Below are 19,599 nucleotides of genomic sequence, written 5' to 3'. Positions count from 1 at the left end.
GAGGCGTCGCGTCGTTATGCCAGGGGCACGCCGCAGGGGTGGGTCGGACGTGCGTCGAACGCGGCGTCTTCGGCGACGATCGAGTACAAGCGCCAGCCGCCCGCCAGATTCGAGCAGTCGAATCCGTGGCCGGAAAGCATCCTGCACGCCACATAGCTGCGTAGGCCGCTGTGGCAGTTCACGAACACGGGACGGCTTGCATCGAGCTCGCCGATGCGTTCGCGCAGTTCGTCGAGGGGGATGTTGACGGAGCCTTCGATGGCGCCGCGGGCGTATTCGCCTTCCGTGCGCACGTCGAGCAGCTGCGCGCCCTGTTCGACCAGGGCGTTTACATCGTGCCAATGGTGCTGTTTCACCAGGCCGTCGCGTACGTTTTCAATGACGAAGCCCGCCATGTTCACGGGGTCTTTCGCCGAGGAATACGGCGGCGCGTAGGCAAGGTCGAGCTCTTCCAGATCGGCGGCGGTCATGTTTGCGCGGATCGCGGTGGCAATCACGTCGATGCGCTTATCGGCCCCTTCGAAGCCGATGATTTGCGCGCCTAGGATGCGGCCGCTTTCGGGCTCGAAGAGCGTCTTGATCGACATGTTGCGCGCGCCGGGATAGTAGGTGGCATGCGAAGGCGACGAGGTGAATGCCTTGTCGCAAGTGATGCCCGCGCGCAATGCCGCCTCTTCGCTCAGACCGGTGGTTGCAATGGTCATGTCGAAGACTTTCAGCACGGAAGAGCCTTGCGGCGCGGCGAAGGAGCGCGCGCGTCCGCAGATGGCATCGGCCGCCACGCGGCCCTGCTTGTTGGCCGGGCCCGCCAGCGAGATGAGTGCGCCGTCGCCGCTGACGAAGTGCTTCACCTGTACGGCGTCGCCTACGGCGAAGATCGCGGGGTCCGACGTGCGCATCTGTTCGTCGACTATGATTGATTTGCGAATGCCCAGTTCAAGGCCTGCGTCTTCGGCGAGGTGCGATTCGGGGACCACGCCGATCGCCATGATCGCGAGCGATGCGGGCAGCGCCTCGCCGTTTTCTCCGAGCACGCGCACTTCGTCGCGTTCGTCGTCGGCTTCGAAGCCGACCGCGTTGAAGCCGAGTTTCAGGTCGATGCCGTTTGCGCGCAGATAGGCGTGCACTTCGCAGGCCATGTCGTAGTCGAGCGTGGGCATGACGTGATTGTCACGCTGCAGCAGCGTGACCGAGAAGCCGCGCTGTTTAAGGTTTTCGGCCATTTCCAGGCCGATGAAGCCGCCGCCGACCACCACGGCGTTCGTCTTGCCGGCTTCGAGCAGCTCGTCGGCGCGCTCTTTGATGGCGAAGGTGTCTTCGACGGTGCGCAGCGTTTCGATGCGCGGGTCGTCGATGCCGGGCAAAGGCGGCACGACCGCCTTGGCGCCGGGCGAAAGGATCAGGTAGTCGTAGGACTCCTCGTAGGTTTCGCCGTCGTCGAGGCGGCGGATCGCCACCGTTTTCGCGGCGCGGTCGATCGAGACGGCCTCCTGGCGCACGCGCACGTCGATGTTGAAGCGGGCGCGGAAGCTTTCGGGGGTCTGCAGCGTGAGCTTGCCCTTGTCCTGGATGGTTTCTCCGATGTAGTAGGGAAGGCCGCAGTTGGCGTAGGACACATAGCCCGTGCGCTCGATCATGATGATTTCGGCCTGCTCGTCCAAGCGGCGAAGGCGTGCCGCCGCCGTGGCTCCGCCTGCGACGCCTCCGATGATGACGACTTTCATGAGCGTTCCTTACGTCGATGGAGTCCGACCGCTTCATGCGGCCGGGCCCGGATGATGCTTTCTTGATTCTATCGGGCATTCCACGCGCTTTGCCGGCGAATCGGGCCGTCGAGCGCGCATGCCGCGGCCCGGTCGGCTACTCGACCGGGCCGCGATAGCTCATGATGCCGCCGAGGTTCGTGACATCGACGAATCCGCGGCTTTCAAGCACGCGCGCGGCCTGCGAGCTGCGTGCGCCGCTCTGGCAGTAGACGAACAGGGGCGCGTCGGGCGCGGCTTGAAGCGTGTCGATTGCATCGAGCGGCACGTTTTCGGCCCCAGGCACGTGTCCCGAACGGTATTCCTGCACGGTGCGCACGTCGATGATGCGGGCGTTCTCGGTGGCGCGGGCCTGTTCGAGTTTCTTATCGAAGCCTCCGCCGAACATGTCGAAGATTCCCATGGCACTCCTTTCTCGAGCGCCGTCGGTGCGGCGCGATTCTTTTCTGTTCCAGCGTAGCAGGATTATGTCACTTGGAAAGTAGCAATTGGGCGGATGCGCTGCGATGTCGGCGCGCTGCGATCGTTTTGCTTGCGTGGTTTCCTGCTTGGGCGGGTCGGCGCCTGCGCTGCGTTCGGCCGAGCGTATATAGTGTGTTCGAAAGAAAGCAGCCTTTCGCGTTCGTGCGGAAGGCGTCGTGAGGAGGAGATGTCCATGGCAGGTCGCCTTGTCATATGCCCGACGCCTATCGGCAATTTGGGAGACATGACGCTGCGCACGCTTGAAGAGCTGCGCGCCGCCGATGCGGTGTGCGCCGAAGATACGCGCGTCACCGGAAAACTGCTCGCCCATTTCGGCATCGAGAAGCGCTTGGAGCGGCTTGACGAGGCGGCTATCACGCACCAGGCCGGCCGCGTGGCCGAGCGCGTCGCGGCGGGCGAGACCGTGGCGTTTTGCAGCGATGCGGGCATGCCAGGCGTGTCCGACCCGGGCGCGCGCCTGATCGAGGCGGTGCGCGCGGCGGGCGGCCATGTCGACGTGCTGCCGGGCGCTTCTGCGGCAGTCACGGCCTATGTGGCCAGCGGTTTCAACAATCCGCGCTTTTTCTTCGGCGGGTTTTTCCCGCGCAAAGATTCCGAGCGCCGCGAGACGCTGCGCGCGCTTTCGTCGCTCGATGCGGTGCTCATGTTCTATGAAAGCCCGCGTCGCATCGCCGCGGCGCTCGGCGCGTTGGCCGAGGTGCTGCCGCGTCGCGAGGTGGTGGTCTGCCGCGAGCTCACCAAGGTGCACGAGGAAGTGGCGCGCGGTCCTGTGGCCGAGGTGCGCGACGAATTCGCCCGTCGCGAGGAAGAAGGCGGCGTGAAGGGCGAAATCGTGCTGGTCGTGGGCCCGCCCACGCAGGCCGAGGAAGAGGGCCGTCGCGCCGACGCCGCGGCTTCGGCCGCCGAGCGCGCCGCCGAGCTGGTGCGGGCGGGAGAACTCACGCGCAAGGAAATCGTCAAGGCCCTGCGCGATGAGTTCGGCATCCCTCGCAACGAAGCCTACGACCTGGCCATGCGGGCGTAGCGGGCCGCCTTCGTTGCCGGCTGCGGGCCATTCTCTTTGTTTTGCGCCGTGTTTCTTGGCGCGCGGGCGGCGACGCGCTACGATGCCCGCATGTCAAAGCGCTGAAAGCGAGGAATGCATGAACGATTTCATTTACTATTCGCCGACCGAGTTCGTGTTCGGCCGCGGTGTCGAAGAAGGCGTGGGCGCCAAGGCCGCCGCGCGCGGCTTCAAGAAGGCGCTGCTCGTTTACGGCAAGGGGTCCGTGGTGCGCTCCGGCCTGCTCGACCGCGTGAAGGCTTCGCTCGACGCGGCGGGCGTCGCGCATGTCGATCTGGCGGGCGTGCGTCCGAACCCCGAGGTCGCAAGCGTGCGCGAGGGCATCCGCATGGTGCGCGAGCAGCAGGCCGACCTGATCTTGCCCGTCGGCGGCGGCAGCGCGATCGACTGCGCGAAAGCGGTCGCGTTCGGTGCGCTCTACGATGGCGACGTGTGGGATTTCTTCTGCGGCAAGGCGAAGGTCGAACGCGCGCTGCCGATCTTCTGCGTTCTCACCATTCCCGCGGCGGGTTCCGAGGCGTCCAGCTCGTGCGTCATCAGCAACGACGAACTGCATGCCAAGCGCGGCACCAACGGCGACGCGTTCCGTCCGGCCGTGGCGTTCATGAATCCTGAAATCACATTCACGCTGCCGCCGTTCCAGACGGCTGCGGGCGTCACCGACATGATCGCGCACATCTGCGAACGCTGGTTCTCGGGCGTGGGTCCCGTGCCCGTGACCGACAACATCGCCGCCGGCCTGTTGCGCGCGTTGATCGAGGCCGCGCCGCGCGTGCTGGAAGACCCCGAAGACTATGATGCCCGCGCCGACATCATGTGGGCCGGCATGCTCGCGCATAACGATATCGCTGGCTGCGGGCGCGCGCTCGTGCAGGGCGGCCGCGCGGGCGGTTGGGAGAGCCACGGCCTCGAGCACGAGATGTCTGCGTTCGACACGTCGATTACCCACGGCGCCGGCCTTGCGGTCATCATGCCCGCGTGGATGCGCTATGTCTGGCGCGAGGACCCGAGCCGTTTCCTGCAGTTCGCGCTGGACGTTTTCGACATCGAGCCGATCGACGGAAGCGACGAGGCAGTGGAAGACGCCGTGACCGCCGCGATCGACGAGCTGCAGGCGTTCTTCGTCGATATGGGCATGCCTAAGACCATGGGCGAGCTGGGCCTGCGCGAGGAAGACGTCGACGCGATCGTCGAGACGCTGCGCGCTACCAAGGGCGACGTGTTCGGCGCGTTCAAGAAGATTTCGATGGAAGACGCCAAGGCGATTTACCTGTCCGCCTTCGTCGATCCGGCCCTGCCGGCCCTCGATGAAGACGAGGCCGAAGAGGCGTAAACGCTATTCGACGCGATCAAGCGGCGGGCTCTGCATAAAGGCCCGCCACTTTTCGCTTTTGGTCGAATGAGGCCTGTTCGCGGCAGGGAAGCGTCGTGCCGCGCGCCGGTCCGCGGCCACGGCGGGCCGCTATGCTGCGGGCCATGGGGTTTTGCCTGTCTCACATATCCGCGCTTGAATACTGGCGCTCGCTTGACGCGTTCGATTCCTCTCTCCTTCTGGCAGGGGGCGCCTCTTCGCGCACCGCGGTGCCGCACCCATCAGCAGGCGGCGTGATTTCGTGCCGGGAAATCGCAGATGAAGTGCTCGCCGGCGCCGGTCCTCTTTCCGAACCCGTTCATATTCTCGTTCCGTCCAAAGATTGCAGGCGCACGACGGATGCGCTGGTATTCCATGTGCGCGCTAACCCCGTTCCGAGAAGTTCCTTGTATGCTCTTTCGAAAAGGGGATTCGTCGCCTCGCCTGAATTGACGTTCGTGCAATGCGCCGCGAGCGAATCTCTTTTCGACCTCATGCGAATCGGCGCGGAGTTTACGGGATCGTACGGAATCGTCGTCGACAGGTCGCAGTACGAGGACGCCTCCTGCGGCTTCGTCAAACGCGAGCGGCTGAGCAGCGTCGCAAAGATGCAGGCGTTCCTCGCGAGAGTTCCAGGCGACCGAGGGCTGCGCAAGGCCCGCCGCGCCTTGCGCTACATTCCCGAGAACTGCGCCTCTCCCATGGAGGCGGCGCTTGCGCTGCTCCTGCATCTTCCGCGTTCCTTGGGAGGCTACGGATTGCCGAAGCCGCATATGAACTACCGCATCGATATGCGCCGCGGCGACTGGAGGGCTTCGGGCAAGCCGTATTACGTGTGCGACCTGTACTGGCCCGACGCCGGATTGTGCGTGGAGTACGACAGCACGATGTTTCATACGCAGCGCGAGCGCATCGCAAGCGATTCGAAGCGCCGCAACGCCCTCGCGTTTCGCGGGGTGTCGGTGGTCTCGGTGACGGCCAAGCAGATGTTCGATCGCGGCGAGCTCGATAAGGTCGCGTTTCTTCTTGCCAAGATGCTCGGGGTGCGCCTGTCGCTTTCTGCGCCCGAGTTCAGGTCGCGCCAACAGGCGTTGAGGACCGCGTTGCTGTTCGAGGGCGACGCCGGCGTAAGGAATCGGCGATAATGTGCAAGAAAAATGCAGTTGGCGGTCTTTCTAGGAGCCTGAATCCTTCTTGCGCGCGTGAAAACGGGGTTTTCGGGGGCGTTTTTCGCCGAAAACGTCCTTTTTGGCGTCAGAAGCGGCGCTCAAAAGACCGCCAACTGCAAAAAATGTGCAGTTTTTCGTTTCCGACGTGTTGAGCGAAGGTGATATGGGCGGAACTTCCCGACAGAAGGGGCAATCGATGCTGGTCGTCGACGGTGTGCACGTGGCGGTGACACGCCGGGCAGGGCAGAAGCGCGCCTATATCAGGGTGAAAGAGCCCGACGGCCGCATCGAGGTGTCGGCGCCGATGCGCACGAGCGATGCCGCCATTGCTCGTTTCGTGCGCGAGCATGCCGGCTGGATCGAAGACCATCGGCGCGACGCGATCGCCCGCGCGCAGCAGGCCCCCGGCGCCCCGACGCCCGAGGATCTGGTCGAGTGGCGTGCCGTGGTGGCGGCGTTCACGCCCGCGCTGATCGAGCGCTGGGCGCCCGTCATGGGCGTCGTTCCCGGGAAGGTCGCGTATCGCAACATGGTGAGCCGATGGGGCAGCTGTAACGTGAAGACGGGACGTATCTGCATCAATGTACAGTTGGCCGCTCATCCTCCCGAGTGCCTCGAGTACGTGGTGGTGCACGAACTATGCCATCTGCTGGAAGCGAGCCACGGACCGCGTTTCAAAGCGCTTATGGATTCGTTTCTGCCGGACTGGCGCGCTCGCGAAGCGAAGCTGCGCGGCGGCATCAGACGCTAGGGCGCCCGGACCGTACGTTTTTCGCGTAACGCATGGCCTAAGACGCTCGAGCGCGCCATGCACCGTGCGCCGACTGCGCTACAATGGGCGGGTTTTGAACATCCGTTGTCGCTTCGACGCGTGCGGCGGCGTTGCGGGGTCGGCCCGTTGCGCGCGCATGCCCGATGCGGCTCACGAGGCGAAGGCGGCATCATCAGTCGCCCGAGCACGAGAGGAAGCCAATGACCAAGCCAGCCTATTCGATCACCACGCCCATCTACTACGTGAACGCCGCGCCGCACCTGGGCACCGCCTACACCACCATCGCCGCCGACACCGTGGCGCGTTACCAGCGCATGAACGGCTACGACGTGTCCTTCGTCACCGGCCTCGACGAGCATGGCCAGAAGGTCGCCGAAACGGGCGAGAAGAACGGCATGACGCCGCAGGAATGGTGCGACTCCATGGTTCCCGCGTTCAAAGAGGCGTGGGACATGCTCGACATCACCTACACCGATTTCGTGCGCACCACCGAGGATCGCCAGACGCGCAGCGTGCAGAAGTTCTGGACCGACCTCTATGACAAAGGCTACCTGTACAAGAGCGCCTACGAGGGCTGGTATTGCGTGCACGAGGAAACCTACTACGCCGAAAGCGACCTCGAGAAAAACGAGGAAGGCGAGCTGGTGTGCCCCGACTGCCATCGTCCCGTGCGCCGCGCTTCGGGCGAGGAGAACTGGTTCTTCAAGCTGTCCGAGTTCCAGGAGCCGCTGCTGAAGTTCTACGAGGAGCACCCTGACTTCATCCGCCCCGAGACGCGCAAGAACGAAATCGTCACGTTCGTGAAGGGCGGCCTGCAGGACCTCTCCATCAGCCGCTCCACCTTTGACTGGGGCATCCCGCTGCCCTTCGACGAGGGCCACGTGTGCTACGTGTGGGCCGACGCGTTGCTGGCGTACTTCACGGGCAACGGCTACGCCGACCCCGAGCGCGAGGGCGAATTCGAGCGCCGCTGGCCTGTGCAGTACCACTTCGTGGGCAAAGACATCACGCGCTTCCATTGCGTGATCTGGCCCGCCATGCTGATGGCCGCGGGCCTGCCTGTCGCCAATACGGTGTTCGGCCACGGCTTCCTGCTGGTGGGCGGCGAGAAGATGTCCAAGTCCAAGGGCAACGGCATCAAGCCGGCCGACCTGGTGGAAGTCTACGGCGTGGACGCGTATCGCTACTACTTCATGTCCGACGTCCGCTTCGGCGCCGATGGCAACATCTCCATCGAGCGCATGACGCAGGTCTATAACGCCGACCTGGCGAACACCTGGGGCAACCTGTGCAGCCGCGTGTTCAACATGGTGGGCAAGTACTTCGACGGCAAGGTTCCCGCCGTGCCGGCCGAATTCGCCGACGCCGCCAACCCGCTCAAGGACATTGCCGACTCGCTGTACGAGAAGTACGACGCCTGCATGACCGAGGTGAACTTCACCGACGCCGCCGCCGCCGTGCAGGAGCTCGCGAGCCGCGTGAACCTCTACGTCGAGGAAAGCGCTCCGTGGAATCTGGCCAAGTCCGAAGAAACCCAGGGCGAGCTGGCCTTCGTGCTGTACAACGCGCTCGAGGCGTGCCGCATCCTGGCGCTGTTCTTCGCGCCGTTCATGCCGAACACCTCTGCGGAAGTGTTCCGCCGCCTGAGCCTGGGCGCGATCGAGGAAGTCGACGACATCAAGGCCGCAAGCGTCTGGGGCCAGCTGCCCGCAGGTAACGCGGTCGAAAAGGGCGACCCGCTGTTCCCTCGTCTCGACGTGAAGGAAATCCAGCTGTAAGGGCGCAGGCGCCGCTTTTCGCGCCTTTCGCATGGGAGTTGTCTAGAAACGGGGCCGCGGGCGCAAGCCTGCGGCCCCGTTTGCGTTATATATCTGTTCGAAACACAGGACACGAACCGAATCCGAAGGTGGATGGCATGACTCAGGAAACGAACGCAGAGCAGGAGGCGGCATCGCAGCAGGCCGTCGGCCCGATCGATTTCGAAGGACCCGCGGGCTACCTCGCGTTTCGCGACGCGTTGTTCCGCAAGAAGAAAAAGACCGGCTGGCGCTATGTCGAATCGCCCTATCCGCTGACCGAGGCGCCGATCGCCGACACGCACGCGCATCTGCAGCTCGTCTCCGACGCGCCGCTTTCGCTTGCACGCTGCGCCGTGCACGGCGTCGATTTCGTCTGCACGATCGTGGATGCCGTCGAAGACGGCGATGCCACGTATCGCCTGCTGGACGAATGGCGCGGCGAGGCGCTGCGCATCCTGCCCGACGTGTTCGAGGCCACGCGCGCCGCATCGGCCGCCGAACGGGCCGCCGCGCCGCTCGATCACGACGGCATGAGCGCCGACGAATGGCGCGCGAACCGTTGCCCTTGCGCCGAGGTGGCCATTCCGCGCGTGCGCGTGGTCGCGGGCGTGCATCCCCATAACGCGTCGCATTGGAATGCCGAAGTCGAGGAATCGCTCAAGGCCATGCTCGCCGACCCGCGCACCTGCGCGCTCGGCGAAGTGGGCCTCGATTACCATTACGACCTTTCGCCGCGCGACGTCCAGCGCGACGTGTTCCGCCGCCAGGTGCAGATGGCGCACGAATGCGGCCTGCCGCTCGTGCTGCATATGCGCGACGCGCACGACGACGGCTTCGAAATCCTCGAGCAGGAAGGCTGGCCCGAGGCGGGCGTGCTCCTGCACTGCTGCAGTGTGGGCCCCGATGAGCTGGCCCGCTGGGTCGAGCGCGGCTGTTACGTGGCGTTCGGCGGAGCGGTCACGTTTTCGCGCAGCGACGACTTGCGTGCATCGGCGCAGGTCGTGCCGCTGGACAGGCTGCTCACCGAAACGGACGCCCCGTACATGGCGCCCGTGCCTTTCCGCGGCCTGGAATGCGCCCCCGAGTTCACCGTGTTCACCGCGGCGTATCTGGCCGAAGTGCGCGGCATCGAGCCAGGCGAGGGGCGCGCGGCGTTTTTGTCTGCTCTGCATGACAACGCGCTGCGCCTGCTCGACTGCGACGCCACGGCATGGCAGTCGTCTCATGGCGACGAGGGCATTCTGTGATCGCGGCTGTCGCTTCCGAGGGCGCGGCCGAGCGTCATGCGCTTTTGATCTGCGGCGCCGCGCGCCTGCGCGGGGTTTCGACGCGTTATGGCGACGAGCTGGCACAGTGTCTGCGCGCCGAAGGCGCCCGCGTGACGACGTGGCATGCGGCTGCGCACGACGTGGCCGATTGCGTGGGTTGCGCGGCCTGTCGCCCGCGCGCCGGCGAGGAGTTCGCCCCCGGCACGCTTCGCAAGGAATGCGTGATCGACGACGATATGCGCGCGCTTTACGGGCTTTTGGATGCGGCCGACGAAGTGCACCTGGTGTGCCCCGTGTATTTCGGCGGGCCCACGGGTCGTTTCAAATGCGTGCTCGACCGTCTGCAGCCGTATTGGGAATGGCGGATCGGCCCTGGCGCGCGCCTCGATCGCGCGCGCGAGGTCAAGCGTCCCGCGTACCTGCACGTGATCGGCGCGGGCGGCGACCCGTTCGGCTACGATGCCCTGACGGTCATCGTGCGCTCGGCGCTCGGTTCGTCGGGCTTTTTCGTGGCCGATGTGATCGACCGCATCGGGTGGGGCCAGCCCCGCGAGGAGTCCGAGAAAACGCGTTTTTCCTGATGCGTCCGGTATGCTAGGCGCGTCATTCGAGAAAGAGAGCCCATGTCTCACGTTTCATATCTTGCATCGCCTTCGGCTACGCGCGCCGTCCTGGAGCGCCACGGCCTTGCCACGAAAAAAGCCCTCGGCCAGAACTTCCTGGTCAACGACTCGGTCATCGCGCGCATCTGCGAACTGTCCGAAGTCTGCGGAGACGACGCCGTGCTCGAGGTGGGTCCCGGCATCGGCACGCTCACGGTGGCCCTGCTTGCGCGCGCGGGCCGCGTGCTTTCCGTCGAGCGCGATACCGACCTTCCTGCGGTCTTGGCCGAAACCTGCGCCGATTTCGATAACTTCACGCTGCTCTCCAAGGACGCCCTGACGCTTTCCCAAGCCGATCTTGACGAAGCGTTCGGCGCGGCGGCGGCAGAAGGCGCGGCTCCGAACAAGTTCATCGCGAATTTGCCCTATGCGGTGGCGGCGACTCTCGTGCTCGATTTCTTCCAGCGTTTTTCGAGCCTGCAGTGCGCCACGGTGATGGTGCAAAGCGAAGTGGCCGACCGCATGATGGCGAAAATGGGTACGAAAGATTACGGCGCCTACACGGTGAAGCTCAATCTGATCGCGAAGCCCACGGGCCGCTTCCAGGTGGGGCCGGGCAATTTCTTCCCGCCGCCGCGCGTTACGTCGGCCGTCATCAGACTCGACCGCCGCGACGATCTGGGCATTACGGCCGAAGAGGCCGCCGTGGCCTCGCTTATGGCCGACGCCGCTTTCGCCACCAGGCGCAAGACCATCGCCAATTCCATGAAGACGTTCTTCTCAGGTCGCAAGGGCTGTGACGGGGTGGTGGAGAAGCTGCCCGTCATCCTCGAGGCCGCCGGCATCGATGCGCGCCGCCGCGGCGAAAGCCTGACGCTCGAAGAGTTCATCGCGCTGGGCGCGGCGTACACGGAGGCCGTGCGCTAAAGAGGCCGCTGCTTGTCGCCATGCCGGTTCGCGCGCCCCTCGCCTGGAGGAGGCCGTGCGCTTAAGGGTGTCGCTGCTATGTTGGCCTGCAGTGCCCTTCGGCTTGGAGGAGGCCGTGCGCTTAAGGGGCCTCCGCTCGCCGACTGCCGTATGCCGAAAGCCGCGCCGCGTCGGCATGAAAAGCGTGCTGCGGTGTTGACAGCGGCGGGTAAGTGTGTTTTCAGCTTGCAGAATTAATGATCCCTTGACAAATCGTGCTAATATGGCGGTTCGCACACTCGCATACCCGATTGAAGGAACACTATATATGGAACTCGAAAAGCAGGCGCGCATCGTCGACGATATCCGCGCAGAGCTTCAGGAGCGCATCGACACGCGTCTCAAGGTGCGTGCCAACATGGGCCGCTCCAAGGTCATCGAATGCGAAGGCGTCCTTATGCAGGCGCATCCTTCGCTGTTCATTCTCGAAATCGACCGCAAGCGCGGCCGCAAGGCAAGACAGTCGTACCAGTACGTCGATGTCTTGACCGGCATGGTCGAGCTCTACGATGTCGAAACGGGCAAGCCTGTGTTCGGCTCCTTCGTCGATAACGGCGATGCCGCTCCGCTGCATGCCGTCGATGAGGACGAAGAGGACGACGAGGACGAGGATCTTATCTAGTCGGTCGGCTGCGCCGAACGCGTTCGCGCCCGGTTGTTATCGGCGGGTGCGGTATCGTTCGCGCCAATGAGGCCGAGGCGCTTTCGTCGCGAGCGAAAAAAATTGGATTGCTCGCTTGACATTCCATAGATAGAAGCGCAAAATATCGTCTTGTCAATTTCTGGGGATGTAGCTCAGCTGGGAGAGCACCACGTTCGCAACGTGGGGGTCGTGGGTTCGAATCCCATCATCTCCACCAGAACTTTCAACGCCGTTCTTACGAACGGCGTTTTTTACGTTCAGGGGCGAAATGCCGCAGCGTGTTCGCGCCTCCTCTCGAAAATGTGCTTCGTTTGAAGGGCGCACTGGGCTTTCTTGGAAAAATAAGGCCTGCTATGTCATTTTTCTCGCGGTTTGGTACGGTTGCGCAGTGTTGCGGGGGAGTTTTCTGCGCATCCGTCGCAAAATAAACGACATTCTATGTACTTCTGTGTACTAATTTGCCATTCGCGTGGATTCAGAGGGCGGCATTTGTGCCAAACCGCGGATTTTTCGGCCTGATAGGCCTTATTTTTCCAAGATTGAGACTACGGGCGACATTTCTCGGGCTTTCGGAGATTGAATCGGGGGCTTTCGGCCTGCATATGTTGTTGGCATCGGCTTGGTTAGGTCCGAATCGGATCTGCTAGGTCCGGCTCGGATCTGGTCGGTTAGGTCCGGATCGCTCTGGCTCGGCTTGGAGTCGACGCCGACGCTGGCGCCGCCTGAGCGCGGGCGCCAGCGTTCGGGGCGAAGAGGCGGGCGGGATGCGTGCTCTTTGCTGGCACTTCGGTATGATGGCGCGATCCTGCCGCCGACGATGCGCTCTTGCTGTCGATGGCGCGACTCTGCCGCAACGACGCAATCCCGGTCTGGGCTCGGTCTTCGGACGCGGGGGAGGGCGGCGGCGTATCGGAGGGCGCGTCCGTCGTCTCGTTATGGCGCGGCTTTATATGCTTCGGCGCGGTGTCCGGTTTCTGCGGGAGAAGCCCGCCGTCTCTTCGTCACGGTCGTGCATGATGCATCGGCGGGCTCGATGCGCCGGGTGGGGCCGGTCTGCCGGGCGCATCGGGCCGACCCGTCGGATAGGGGGTAACTTGCCGGGTGCATCGGGCAGATCTGTCGGGTGGAGCCGGCTTGTCGTGCGCGTCGGGCCGATCTGCTGGGACGGTCGTTTCGCCCGCCGCGCGGGCCCGGTCCGTCCAGGGCGGGGCCGTTATGCGGCGCGTCTCCCGTATCGCGGTGCAAGCTCTTTTGTCTTACGAAGCGCATGACGATTTCGCCCTTCGCGACGTTTTTCGCGGCGAGCGGCCTCGAAAATGCCTGAATATACGCTTTTAAAGGTAATTTCCCCCCAAATGGGTGATACGTTTTTGCTATCCCTGTGAAGGATGTGTGCTAAAGTCATTGTTGTATCTCGCCTACGGTTTACCCATGGTTGCGTACCTGAGCTTTTCTCACGGCTCCTCCGCATCCCCTCCAGATCGTACGCGGGATACGGAGGAAGAAAAGGAAAAACCGAGAAAGGGGGTATCCATGGCTGAGGAAACCAAGACCGACGTCGCTGCGACCGAGGAACCCGCCAAGGATGCCAAGCAGGCTAAGCAGGGCAAGAAGAAGTGGCCTATCGTCGTCGGCGTTGTCGCCGTCGTTCTCGTTGCGGCGGGCGCAGGCTTTTTCGTCTGGCACGAGCAGCCCAGCTTCTGTAACGCCATCTGCCACACTCCGATGGACGCATACGTCGAAACCTACATCGACGGCTCTCATGACAAGTACGGCAATGAGCTGGCCGACGAGGCCGACAAAATGGCCATGATGGCCTACTCCCACGCCAATCCTGAGAACGGCGAAACCACCAACTGCCTCGGCTGCCACGTTCCCACCATGGGCGAGCAGATCACCGAGGGCATGCATTGGGTCACCGGCAACTACGAGGTCGCCGGCGACAACAAGCTCGGCCAGACCATCCTTGCCGACCGTGAGCTCTCCGACCTGGTCGAGGCCCGCGGCATCGCCGAGGACGAGTTCTGCCTGAACTCTGGCTGCCACCATGTGGCCGAAGACGGCACCGAGATCACCAATCGCGCCGACCTCGAGGCCGCTACCGCCAGCCTCGACAAGGAGTACAACCCGCACAAGGCCCAGCACGGCGAGTATGCCTGCAGCCAGTGCCACAAGGCTCATAGCCAGTCCGTCAACTACTGCACTCAGTGCCACAGCAGCGCCGTCGTTCCCGATGGTTGGCTGAGCACCTCCCAGGCCAAGAAGCTCGCTTCGCTGTAAGCTTTTCAGCTTAGCGGATGCGTGACGGTGCATGCTTCGGCATGGTGAGACGCCGTTAAGGGGAACGCATACGTCGGCAGGCGTACTTTTCCCAGGAGATGTGTAACACGAAAGGGCCCGCCCGTTGGACGGGCCCTTTTGTTGAATAATCGTATGCTGGGCATAGGTCCCGGAAAATTTCGACCTCGCGTCACAAGGAGCAGGGGAAATGAACACGAAAACAAAACGCAGGCTCATCGTGGTGACCGGCGTGATCGTCGTCGTCCTGGCGATCGTGCTGGCGGTCGTCGGCAGCGGCGGCGCCGCGAAGACGGTATCGGTCGCCGAGGCTTTGAGCGGATCGCATGATTCCGACCGCATCCAGGTTTCCGGCAACGTGGTCGATAATTCCTTTGCCACCGAAGACAACGTGCTGACCTTCGAGATCTTCGACCCCGAAGGCGACGAGTCCCAGACGCTGCGCGTCCGCTACGAGGGGGCCGCGTCCTCCACGTTCGGCAACGGCGTCACGGCCATCTGCACGGGTCGCCTGAGCACGTCGAACGGCGTTGAGTTGGTGGCAAGCGAATTGGTGACGAAGTGCCCTTCCAAGTACGAGAGCGCTACCGACGCGCTGACGGTCTCCCGCATGATCGAGTACGGCGATAGCATCGTCGACACCACGGTCAAGCTCGCGGGCGTCGTCGTCGAGGGCACCCTGACCGCCGCGGGCTCCGGCGAGCCTCGCTTCGTGGTGGCGGACGGCGCGGACGCCTCCGTCCAGGTTCCCGTCGAATTCGACGGCGCGATGGCCGACGGCATCGTCGACGGCACCTCGGTTGTCATCACGGGGTCGTTGTCCGGCTCCGGCTCGTTCGTCGCGACCGACGTCGCGCAGGAAGGATAAACCTCTATGTCGACCTTCGGATTGATAGCCCTCGTCGTCGCCTTCGCAGGCGTCGTGGTGTCTGTCGTCTGCCTGCTGGCGGGACAGATCCTGCGCAAGATGGGCAAGCAGGGGGCCGCCTCCACCGCCTCCTGGGGCGGATGCATCGCCTCCATCCTGACCGCCGCCGCCCTCACGGTGTGCTGCGGCATTCTGGTGTATTGCTTCATGACCGGCGACATGTCCATCGAGTACGTGCTCATGGAACACTCCGATGCCGACGGCATCCTGGGCGTGCTCTACCGCTTCAGCGGCCTGTGGGCCGGCCGCGAGGGCTCGCTGCTGTTCTGGGCATGGCTCATCTCGATCTTCAACGCCGTGGTGGCCGCGCGCGCCATGAAGAAGCTCGATTCGCTTGACTGCATGGCCCTGTTCGTGTCCGACCTCGTGCTCACGGCGTTCGTGGCGGTCTGCCTGTTCTCCGAGAGCAACATGCCCTTCACCGCCACCGGCGCCCCCTACATCGACGCCGAAGGCAACCTGACCCCCATGGCGTCGGCCCTCGGCATGAGCCCGCTGCTCGAGCACTGGGCGCAGGCCATCCATCCGCCCACGCTGTTCATCGGCTATGCCGGCCTGACCATCCCGTTCGCCTACGCGATCGCCGCGCTGATCGTCAATGACCCCAGCTCCAAGTGGGTCGTGCGCGCCACGCGCTACGCCATGTTCTCGTGGCTGTTCCTGGGCATCGGCATCGGCCTGGGCGCCATCTGGGCCTACGTCGTGCTGGGCTGGGGCGGCTACTGGGCGTGGGACCCGGTCGAAAACGCCAGCCTGCTTTCGTGGATGGTCGCGCTCGCGCTCGTCCACAGCTTCACGGTGTATCGCCAGCGCGGCGCGTTCAAGCGCTGGAGCATCATGTGCGCCGCCCTCGCGTTCGCCTTCGTGGTCGTGGGCACGTTCATCACGCGCTCCGGCATCGTGCAGTCGGTCCATGCCTTCGCGGGCGACCCCGTGTCGCTGACGCTGTTCGGCGGCCTGATCGCAGTGGCCGTGCTCGTGGGCGTCGTGGGCCTGCTCATCCGTTGGAAGTCGTTCAAGTCCGACGACACGATCGAATCCATGGTTTCCAAGTCGGCCGCGTACTACTTCAACAACGTGATCATGATCGTATTCACGCTGGTGCTGGCCTACCTCACCGTGGCGAGCGCGCTGCCCAGCTTCCTGCCGTTCGGCGGCCAGGCTCTTTCAGCCGGCACCTACGACGCTATCGCGCGCCCGCTCGGCATCGTGTACTGCCTGATCATCGCCGTGTGCCCGCTGCTTGCGTGGAACAAGACCGATCGCGGCGAGTTCCTGCGCCTGGCGAAGGTTCCTGCGATCTGCGCCGCTGTGCTCTTCGTCGCGCTGATGGCGTACTTCGTCACCACGCTGTATCCGGCTTATGACGCGATCATCCAGGCCGGCGCTGCCGATGGCGCCTCCCAGGCCGCCATCGCCGCCGCCGACGACCTGCTCGCGCAGGGTCCCGTGTGGTACTACAACGGCCTTGCCGTGGTCGGCTTCGCCGTGGCCAGCCTGCTGTTCTTCAACACGCTGTTCATGATCGCCCGCGCCGCGTCCAAGCGCGGCAAGGCTACGGGCAAAAACCCCGTGGTCGCCTTCTTCGGCATGCTCGGCGCCAACTCGGCGAAATACGGCGGCTACATCGCCCACTTCGCCATGTCGATCATCCTCATCGGCTTGATCGGCTCGTCGATGTACGTCACCGAGAAGACGGGCTACATCGAGTTCGACGAGGAGAACAATACGGCCGAAAGCTTCGTGATCCAGAATTACGAGCTGCGCTACACCGATAACAGCATCGAGACCATGTCCAACGGCGACGATGTGATCTATCAGGTCGAGTTCGACGTCTACGACACCGAGGACGGCTCCTACATCGGCCACGTGTCCCCGTCGGTGCAGCTGGTTTCCTCCACGCAGCAGACCAAGCTCAACGCGTCGGTCATCAGCCTGCCCACCGAGGACCTGTTCGTGGTGTATCGCGGCGTCAACCAGGCGGGCGACCTGTCTATGGACGTGCGCGTCAACCCGCTGGTAAGCTTTGCTTGGGTCGGCTTCGGCCTGCTGATGGTCGGCACGGCGATCGCGCTGTTCGGCCGCCGTCGCGAGCATCGCGACGAAGAAAACGCGTAGTACGGCAAGCGCCTGTCCGCCAGGCGCTTCGTTTCCAGAAGAAGGCATGTATGGCAGATGCTCTCGACATACGCAAGCTGACGAAAGTCTTCGGAGATAGAAAGGCTCTCGACAAGGTGACGTTCGCGTTGCCCGAGGGGGCCTTCCTCTCTATTTTCGGCCCGAACGGCGCCGGCAAGACCACGTTGCTTCGCACGCTTTCCACCTTGGCCCGGCCCACGTCGGGCACGATCCGCGTCATGGGGGCCGACGCGAAGGAGGAGCCCGACAAGGTGCGCGAGCACATCGGGCTGATCTCGCACAACTCCATGCTCTATCCCGACCTCACGGCCATGGAGAACCTCATGTTCGTCGCGCGCCTCTATGGCCTGGCGAACCCCGAAGAACGCGTGCGCGAGCTTCTGCACGCGGTCGAGCTTGACCATCGCCGCTTCGACATGGTGCGCACGTTCTCGCGCGGCATGACGCAGCGCCTTTCGATCGCCCGCGCCCTGATCAACGATCCCGACGTGGTGTTTCTCGACGAGCCGTATGCGGGCCTCGACCCCCACGCGGTGGAAATCTTCGACACGCTGCTCGCCAGCCTGCGCGAAGGCCGCACGTTCGTCATGGTGAGCCACGACCTGCAGAAGGGCTTCGAGGCCTGCACGCATGCGCTCGTGCTGGCCCGCGGCCGCGTGGTGGCGTTCGCCCCGAAAGAAGAGCTCGATTTCGAGGAGTTCAAGCAGCTGTACCGCGAAACCGTCGGAATGGGGGTGGCCTGATGACGCAGACGAAGCCGGCGATGAAGAAGCCGTCCACCTGGGCGCACTACGTGGCGCTGCTGAAGAAGGACCTTTCCCAGGAGCTGCATACCAAAGACATGCTCACCTCCATGGGCCTGTACGCGCTTTTGGTGCTCGTGGTCTACGGCGCCGCGCTCGCGCAGGCGGGAAGCGAGCTGGACGTGCTGCAGATGGCTGGCGGCCTTCTGTGGGCGGTCGTGCTGTTCACCAGCCTGCTGGGCCTGAACCGCTCCTTCTCGCACGAGAAAGAGCAGGGCTGCCTCGAGGGCATCCTGCTGGTTCCCATGGACCGCTCGGTGATCTTTCTGGCGAAGGCCACGGCGAACCTGGTGTTCCTGCTCGTGGTGACGGCGGTCACCGTGCCGCTGTTCTTCTTTTTCTTCCTGGGGCAGGTGGGCGCCGCTCCTTCGTGGCCGCTCATGTTCGTGCCCCTGCTCGTGGGCACGGTGGGCATCGCGGGCGTGGGAACCATGCTTTCCACGATCACGATGAATACCCGCGGCAAAGACGTGATGCTCGCGGTGCTGTTCATCCCGCTGATGTTTCCGCTTCTGTGGGCGTGCGTGTCGGCCACGACGGCCGTGATGTGCGGCGCCGACGGCTTCATGGAAACTTTCACCACCTCCATGGCGCTCGCGGGCGGCTACGACGTGGTGATGATTCTGATCTCGTGGGTGCTCTACGATTTCGTGGTGTCGGCCTAGGCCGCGCCGGGCATGTCTGTTTCGCGGCGGGCGCGTAGCCGGGATGCGCGCGTCGGGCCGCGTTTCGAAAAGGGTGGAATGCCGTTCGCTGACGGCACGGATGAAAGGATTTGTTGGATGGCCAATGAGAAAACGGCCGGCGAACCGCGGGTGGGCGGGCGTCTCGACGCGATAGCGCCGTGGGCGATCGCCATCGGCGCGATCCTGGCGACGATCGGCTTCGTGGTGAACTTCACCGTGGCCCCGCTCGTCAACGGCGCCACGGTCAGCGAGCCTGCGCTGATCGGCGGCACGCTGGTGGGCAACAAGCTTCTGCTTTCGCAGAAGATCTTCTACTGGCATATGCCGGTGGCCATGGTCAGCTTCACCGCGCTCGTGTTCACCGCCTACTACAGCATTCGCTTCCTGATGACCAAGCGCTATTGCTACGACGTGCGCGCCCGCCTCGCCACCGAGGTGTCGCTGATCTTCGTGCTGTGCACCATGGTCACGGGCGAGATGTGGACCCGCTTCGAGTGGGGCGTGTGGTGGACGTGGGAGCCGCGCCTGACCACGTACTTCATTCTGATGCTCATGATCTTCGGCTACTTCATCCTGCGCAACGCCGTCGAAGACACCGAGCGCCGCGCCGTGTATTCGAGCGTATTCGGCATCCTGATCTTCATCGACGTGCCGATCTGCTTCTTGATCACGCGCCTGATTCCCTCGAGCGTGCATCCGGTTATCTTCCGCACCGATTCGGGCCTTTCTCCCGAAATGCTCTTGCCGCTTCTATTGTCGCTGTTCGGCTTCATGCTGATCGCGTTCGGCCTGTACCGCCTGCGTCTGCGCACGCAGCTCATGGAAGACACGCTCGCCCGTATCCAGGATAAATTGGAGGATTAACC

The 19,599-nt window shown here is 63.9% G+C and carries 17 protein-coding genes and 1 tRNA gene; 16 read left to right on the top strand and 2 right to left on the bottom strand.

Annotation, left to right across the window (positions count from 1 at the left end):
• Positions 1-14: 14 nt before the first annotated feature.
• Both DMP07_RS03620 and DMP07_RS03615 read right to left on the bottom strand, forming a co-directional pair.
• Complete coding sequence (locus DMP07_RS03620) at positions 15-1,724, bottom strand: FAD-dependent oxidoreductase (protein ID WP_123197783.1); 1,710 nt, start codon at positions 1,722-1,724, stop codon at positions 15-17.
• A gap of 136 nt (positions 1,725-1,860) precedes the next feature.
• Positions 1,861-2,166: a rhodanese-like domain-containing protein gene (locus DMP07_RS03615; RefSeq protein WP_123197782.1), complete on the bottom strand. Its 306-nt coding sequence runs from the start codon at positions 2,164-2,166 to the stop codon at positions 1,861-1,863.
• A 252-nt stretch (positions 2,167-2,418) separates the two neighbouring features.
• Here DMP07_RS03615 and rsmI point away from each other — a divergent pair, with 252 nt between their 5' ends.
• The 16 genes from rsmI (at position 2,419) to ccsA (ending at position 19,597) form a co-directional block, all read left to right on the top strand.
• Entirely contained in the window at positions 2,419-3,270 is an 852-nt protein-coding gene (rsmI, locus tag DMP07_RS03610) for a 16S rRNA (cytidine(1402)-2'-O)-methyltransferase (RefSeq protein WP_123197781.1), read from the top strand.
• Positions 3,271-3,388: 118 nt separating this feature from the next.
• Positions 3,389-4,642 (top strand): iron-containing alcohol dehydrogenase, encoded by a 1,254-nt coding sequence (locus DMP07_RS03605; protein WP_123197780.1) that lies wholly within the window; start codon positions 3,389-3,391, stop codon positions 4,640-4,642.
• A 512-nt stretch (positions 4,643-5,154) separates the two neighbouring features.
• Positions 5,155-5,805, top strand: a complete 651-nt coding sequence (locus DMP07_RS03600; protein WP_148039636.1) for a hypothetical protein — start codon at positions 5,155-5,157, stop codon at positions 5,803-5,805.
• Positions 5,806-6,025: 220 nt separating this feature from the next.
• On the top strand, positions 6,026-6,580 hold the full coding sequence (locus DMP07_RS03595; RefSeq protein WP_244594838.1) for a M48 family metallopeptidase: 555 nt from the start codon (positions 6,026-6,028) through the stop codon (positions 6,578-6,580).
• A 221-nt stretch (positions 6,581-6,801) separates the two neighbouring features.
• Complete coding sequence (gene metG, locus DMP07_RS03590; protein ID WP_123197778.1) at positions 6,802-8,379, top strand: methionine--tRNA ligase; 1,578 nt, start codon at positions 6,802-6,804, stop codon at positions 8,377-8,379.
• Positions 8,380-8,516: 137 nt separating this feature from the next.
• Positions 8,517-9,647, top strand: a complete 1,131-nt coding sequence (locus DMP07_RS03585; protein WP_123197777.1) for a TatD family hydrolase — start codon at positions 8,517-8,519, stop codon at positions 9,645-9,647.
• Positions 9,644-10,249: a flavodoxin family protein gene (locus DMP07_RS03580; protein WP_244594837.1), complete on the top strand. Its 606-nt coding sequence runs from the start codon at positions 9,644-9,646 to the stop codon at positions 10,247-10,249. The genes DMP07_RS03585 and DMP07_RS03580 overlap by 4 nt, the downstream gene beginning before the upstream one ends.
• A 42-nt stretch (positions 10,250-10,291) precedes the next feature.
• Complete coding sequence (rsmA, locus tag DMP07_RS03575; protein WP_123197775.1) at positions 10,292-11,197, top strand: 16S rRNA (adenine(1518)-N(6)/adenine(1519)-N(6))-dimethyltransferase RsmA; 906 nt, start codon at positions 10,292-10,294, stop codon at positions 11,195-11,197.
• Positions 11,198-11,504: 307 nt separating this feature from the next.
• Positions 11,505-11,858: a Veg family protein gene (locus DMP07_RS03570; RefSeq protein ID WP_123197774.1), complete on the top strand. Its 354-nt coding sequence runs from the start codon at positions 11,505-11,507 to the stop codon at positions 11,856-11,858.
• A gap of 162 nt (positions 11,859-12,020) precedes the next feature.
• Positions 12,021-12,096: transfer RNA gene (locus DMP07_RS03565), tRNA-Ala, on the top strand.
• Positions 12,097-13,412: 1,316 nt separating this feature from the next.
• Entirely contained in the window at positions 13,413-14,159 is a 747-nt protein-coding gene (locus DMP07_RS03560) for a cytochrome c3 family protein (RefSeq protein ID WP_123197773.1), read from the top strand.
• A 208-nt stretch (positions 14,160-14,367) separates the two neighbouring features.
• Positions 14,368-15,045: a cytochrome c maturation protein CcmE domain-containing protein gene (locus DMP07_RS03555; protein WP_123197772.1), complete on the top strand. Its 678-nt coding sequence runs from the start codon at positions 14,368-14,370 to the stop codon at positions 15,043-15,045.
• 6 nt (positions 15,046-15,051) lie between these two features.
• Positions 15,052-17,223: a heme lyase CcmF/NrfE family subunit gene (locus DMP07_RS03550; protein WP_123197771.1), complete on the top strand. Its 2,172-nt coding sequence runs from the start codon at positions 15,052-15,054 to the stop codon at positions 17,221-17,223.
• 50 nt (positions 17,224-17,273) lie between these two features.
• On the top strand, positions 17,274-17,987 hold the full coding sequence (locus tag DMP07_RS03545; RefSeq protein ID WP_123197770.1) for an ABC transporter ATP-binding protein: 714 nt from the start codon (positions 17,274-17,276) through the stop codon (positions 17,985-17,987).
• On the top strand, positions 17,987-18,712 hold the full coding sequence (locus tag DMP07_RS03540) for a heme exporter protein CcmB (protein ID WP_123197769.1): 726 nt from the start codon (positions 17,987-17,989) through the stop codon (positions 18,710-18,712). The genes DMP07_RS03545 and DMP07_RS03540 overlap by 1 nt, the downstream gene beginning before the upstream one ends.
• Before the next feature lie 117 nt (positions 18,713-18,829).
• Entirely contained in the window at positions 18,830-19,597 is a 768-nt protein-coding gene (gene ccsA / locus DMP07_RS03535) for a cytochrome c biogenesis protein (RefSeq protein ID WP_123197768.1), read from the top strand.
• Positions 19,598-19,599: the final 2 nt, after the last annotated feature.

Origin of the sequence: Slackia faecicanis, assembly GCF_003725295.1 — a bacterium.
Taxonomy (GTDB): Bacteria; Actinomycetota; Coriobacteriia; order Coriobacteriales; family Eggerthellaceae; genus Slackia; species Slackia faecicanis.
Note: the sequence above shows the minus strand (reverse complement) of the source record. Positions and strands in the feature narration are given on the sequence as shown.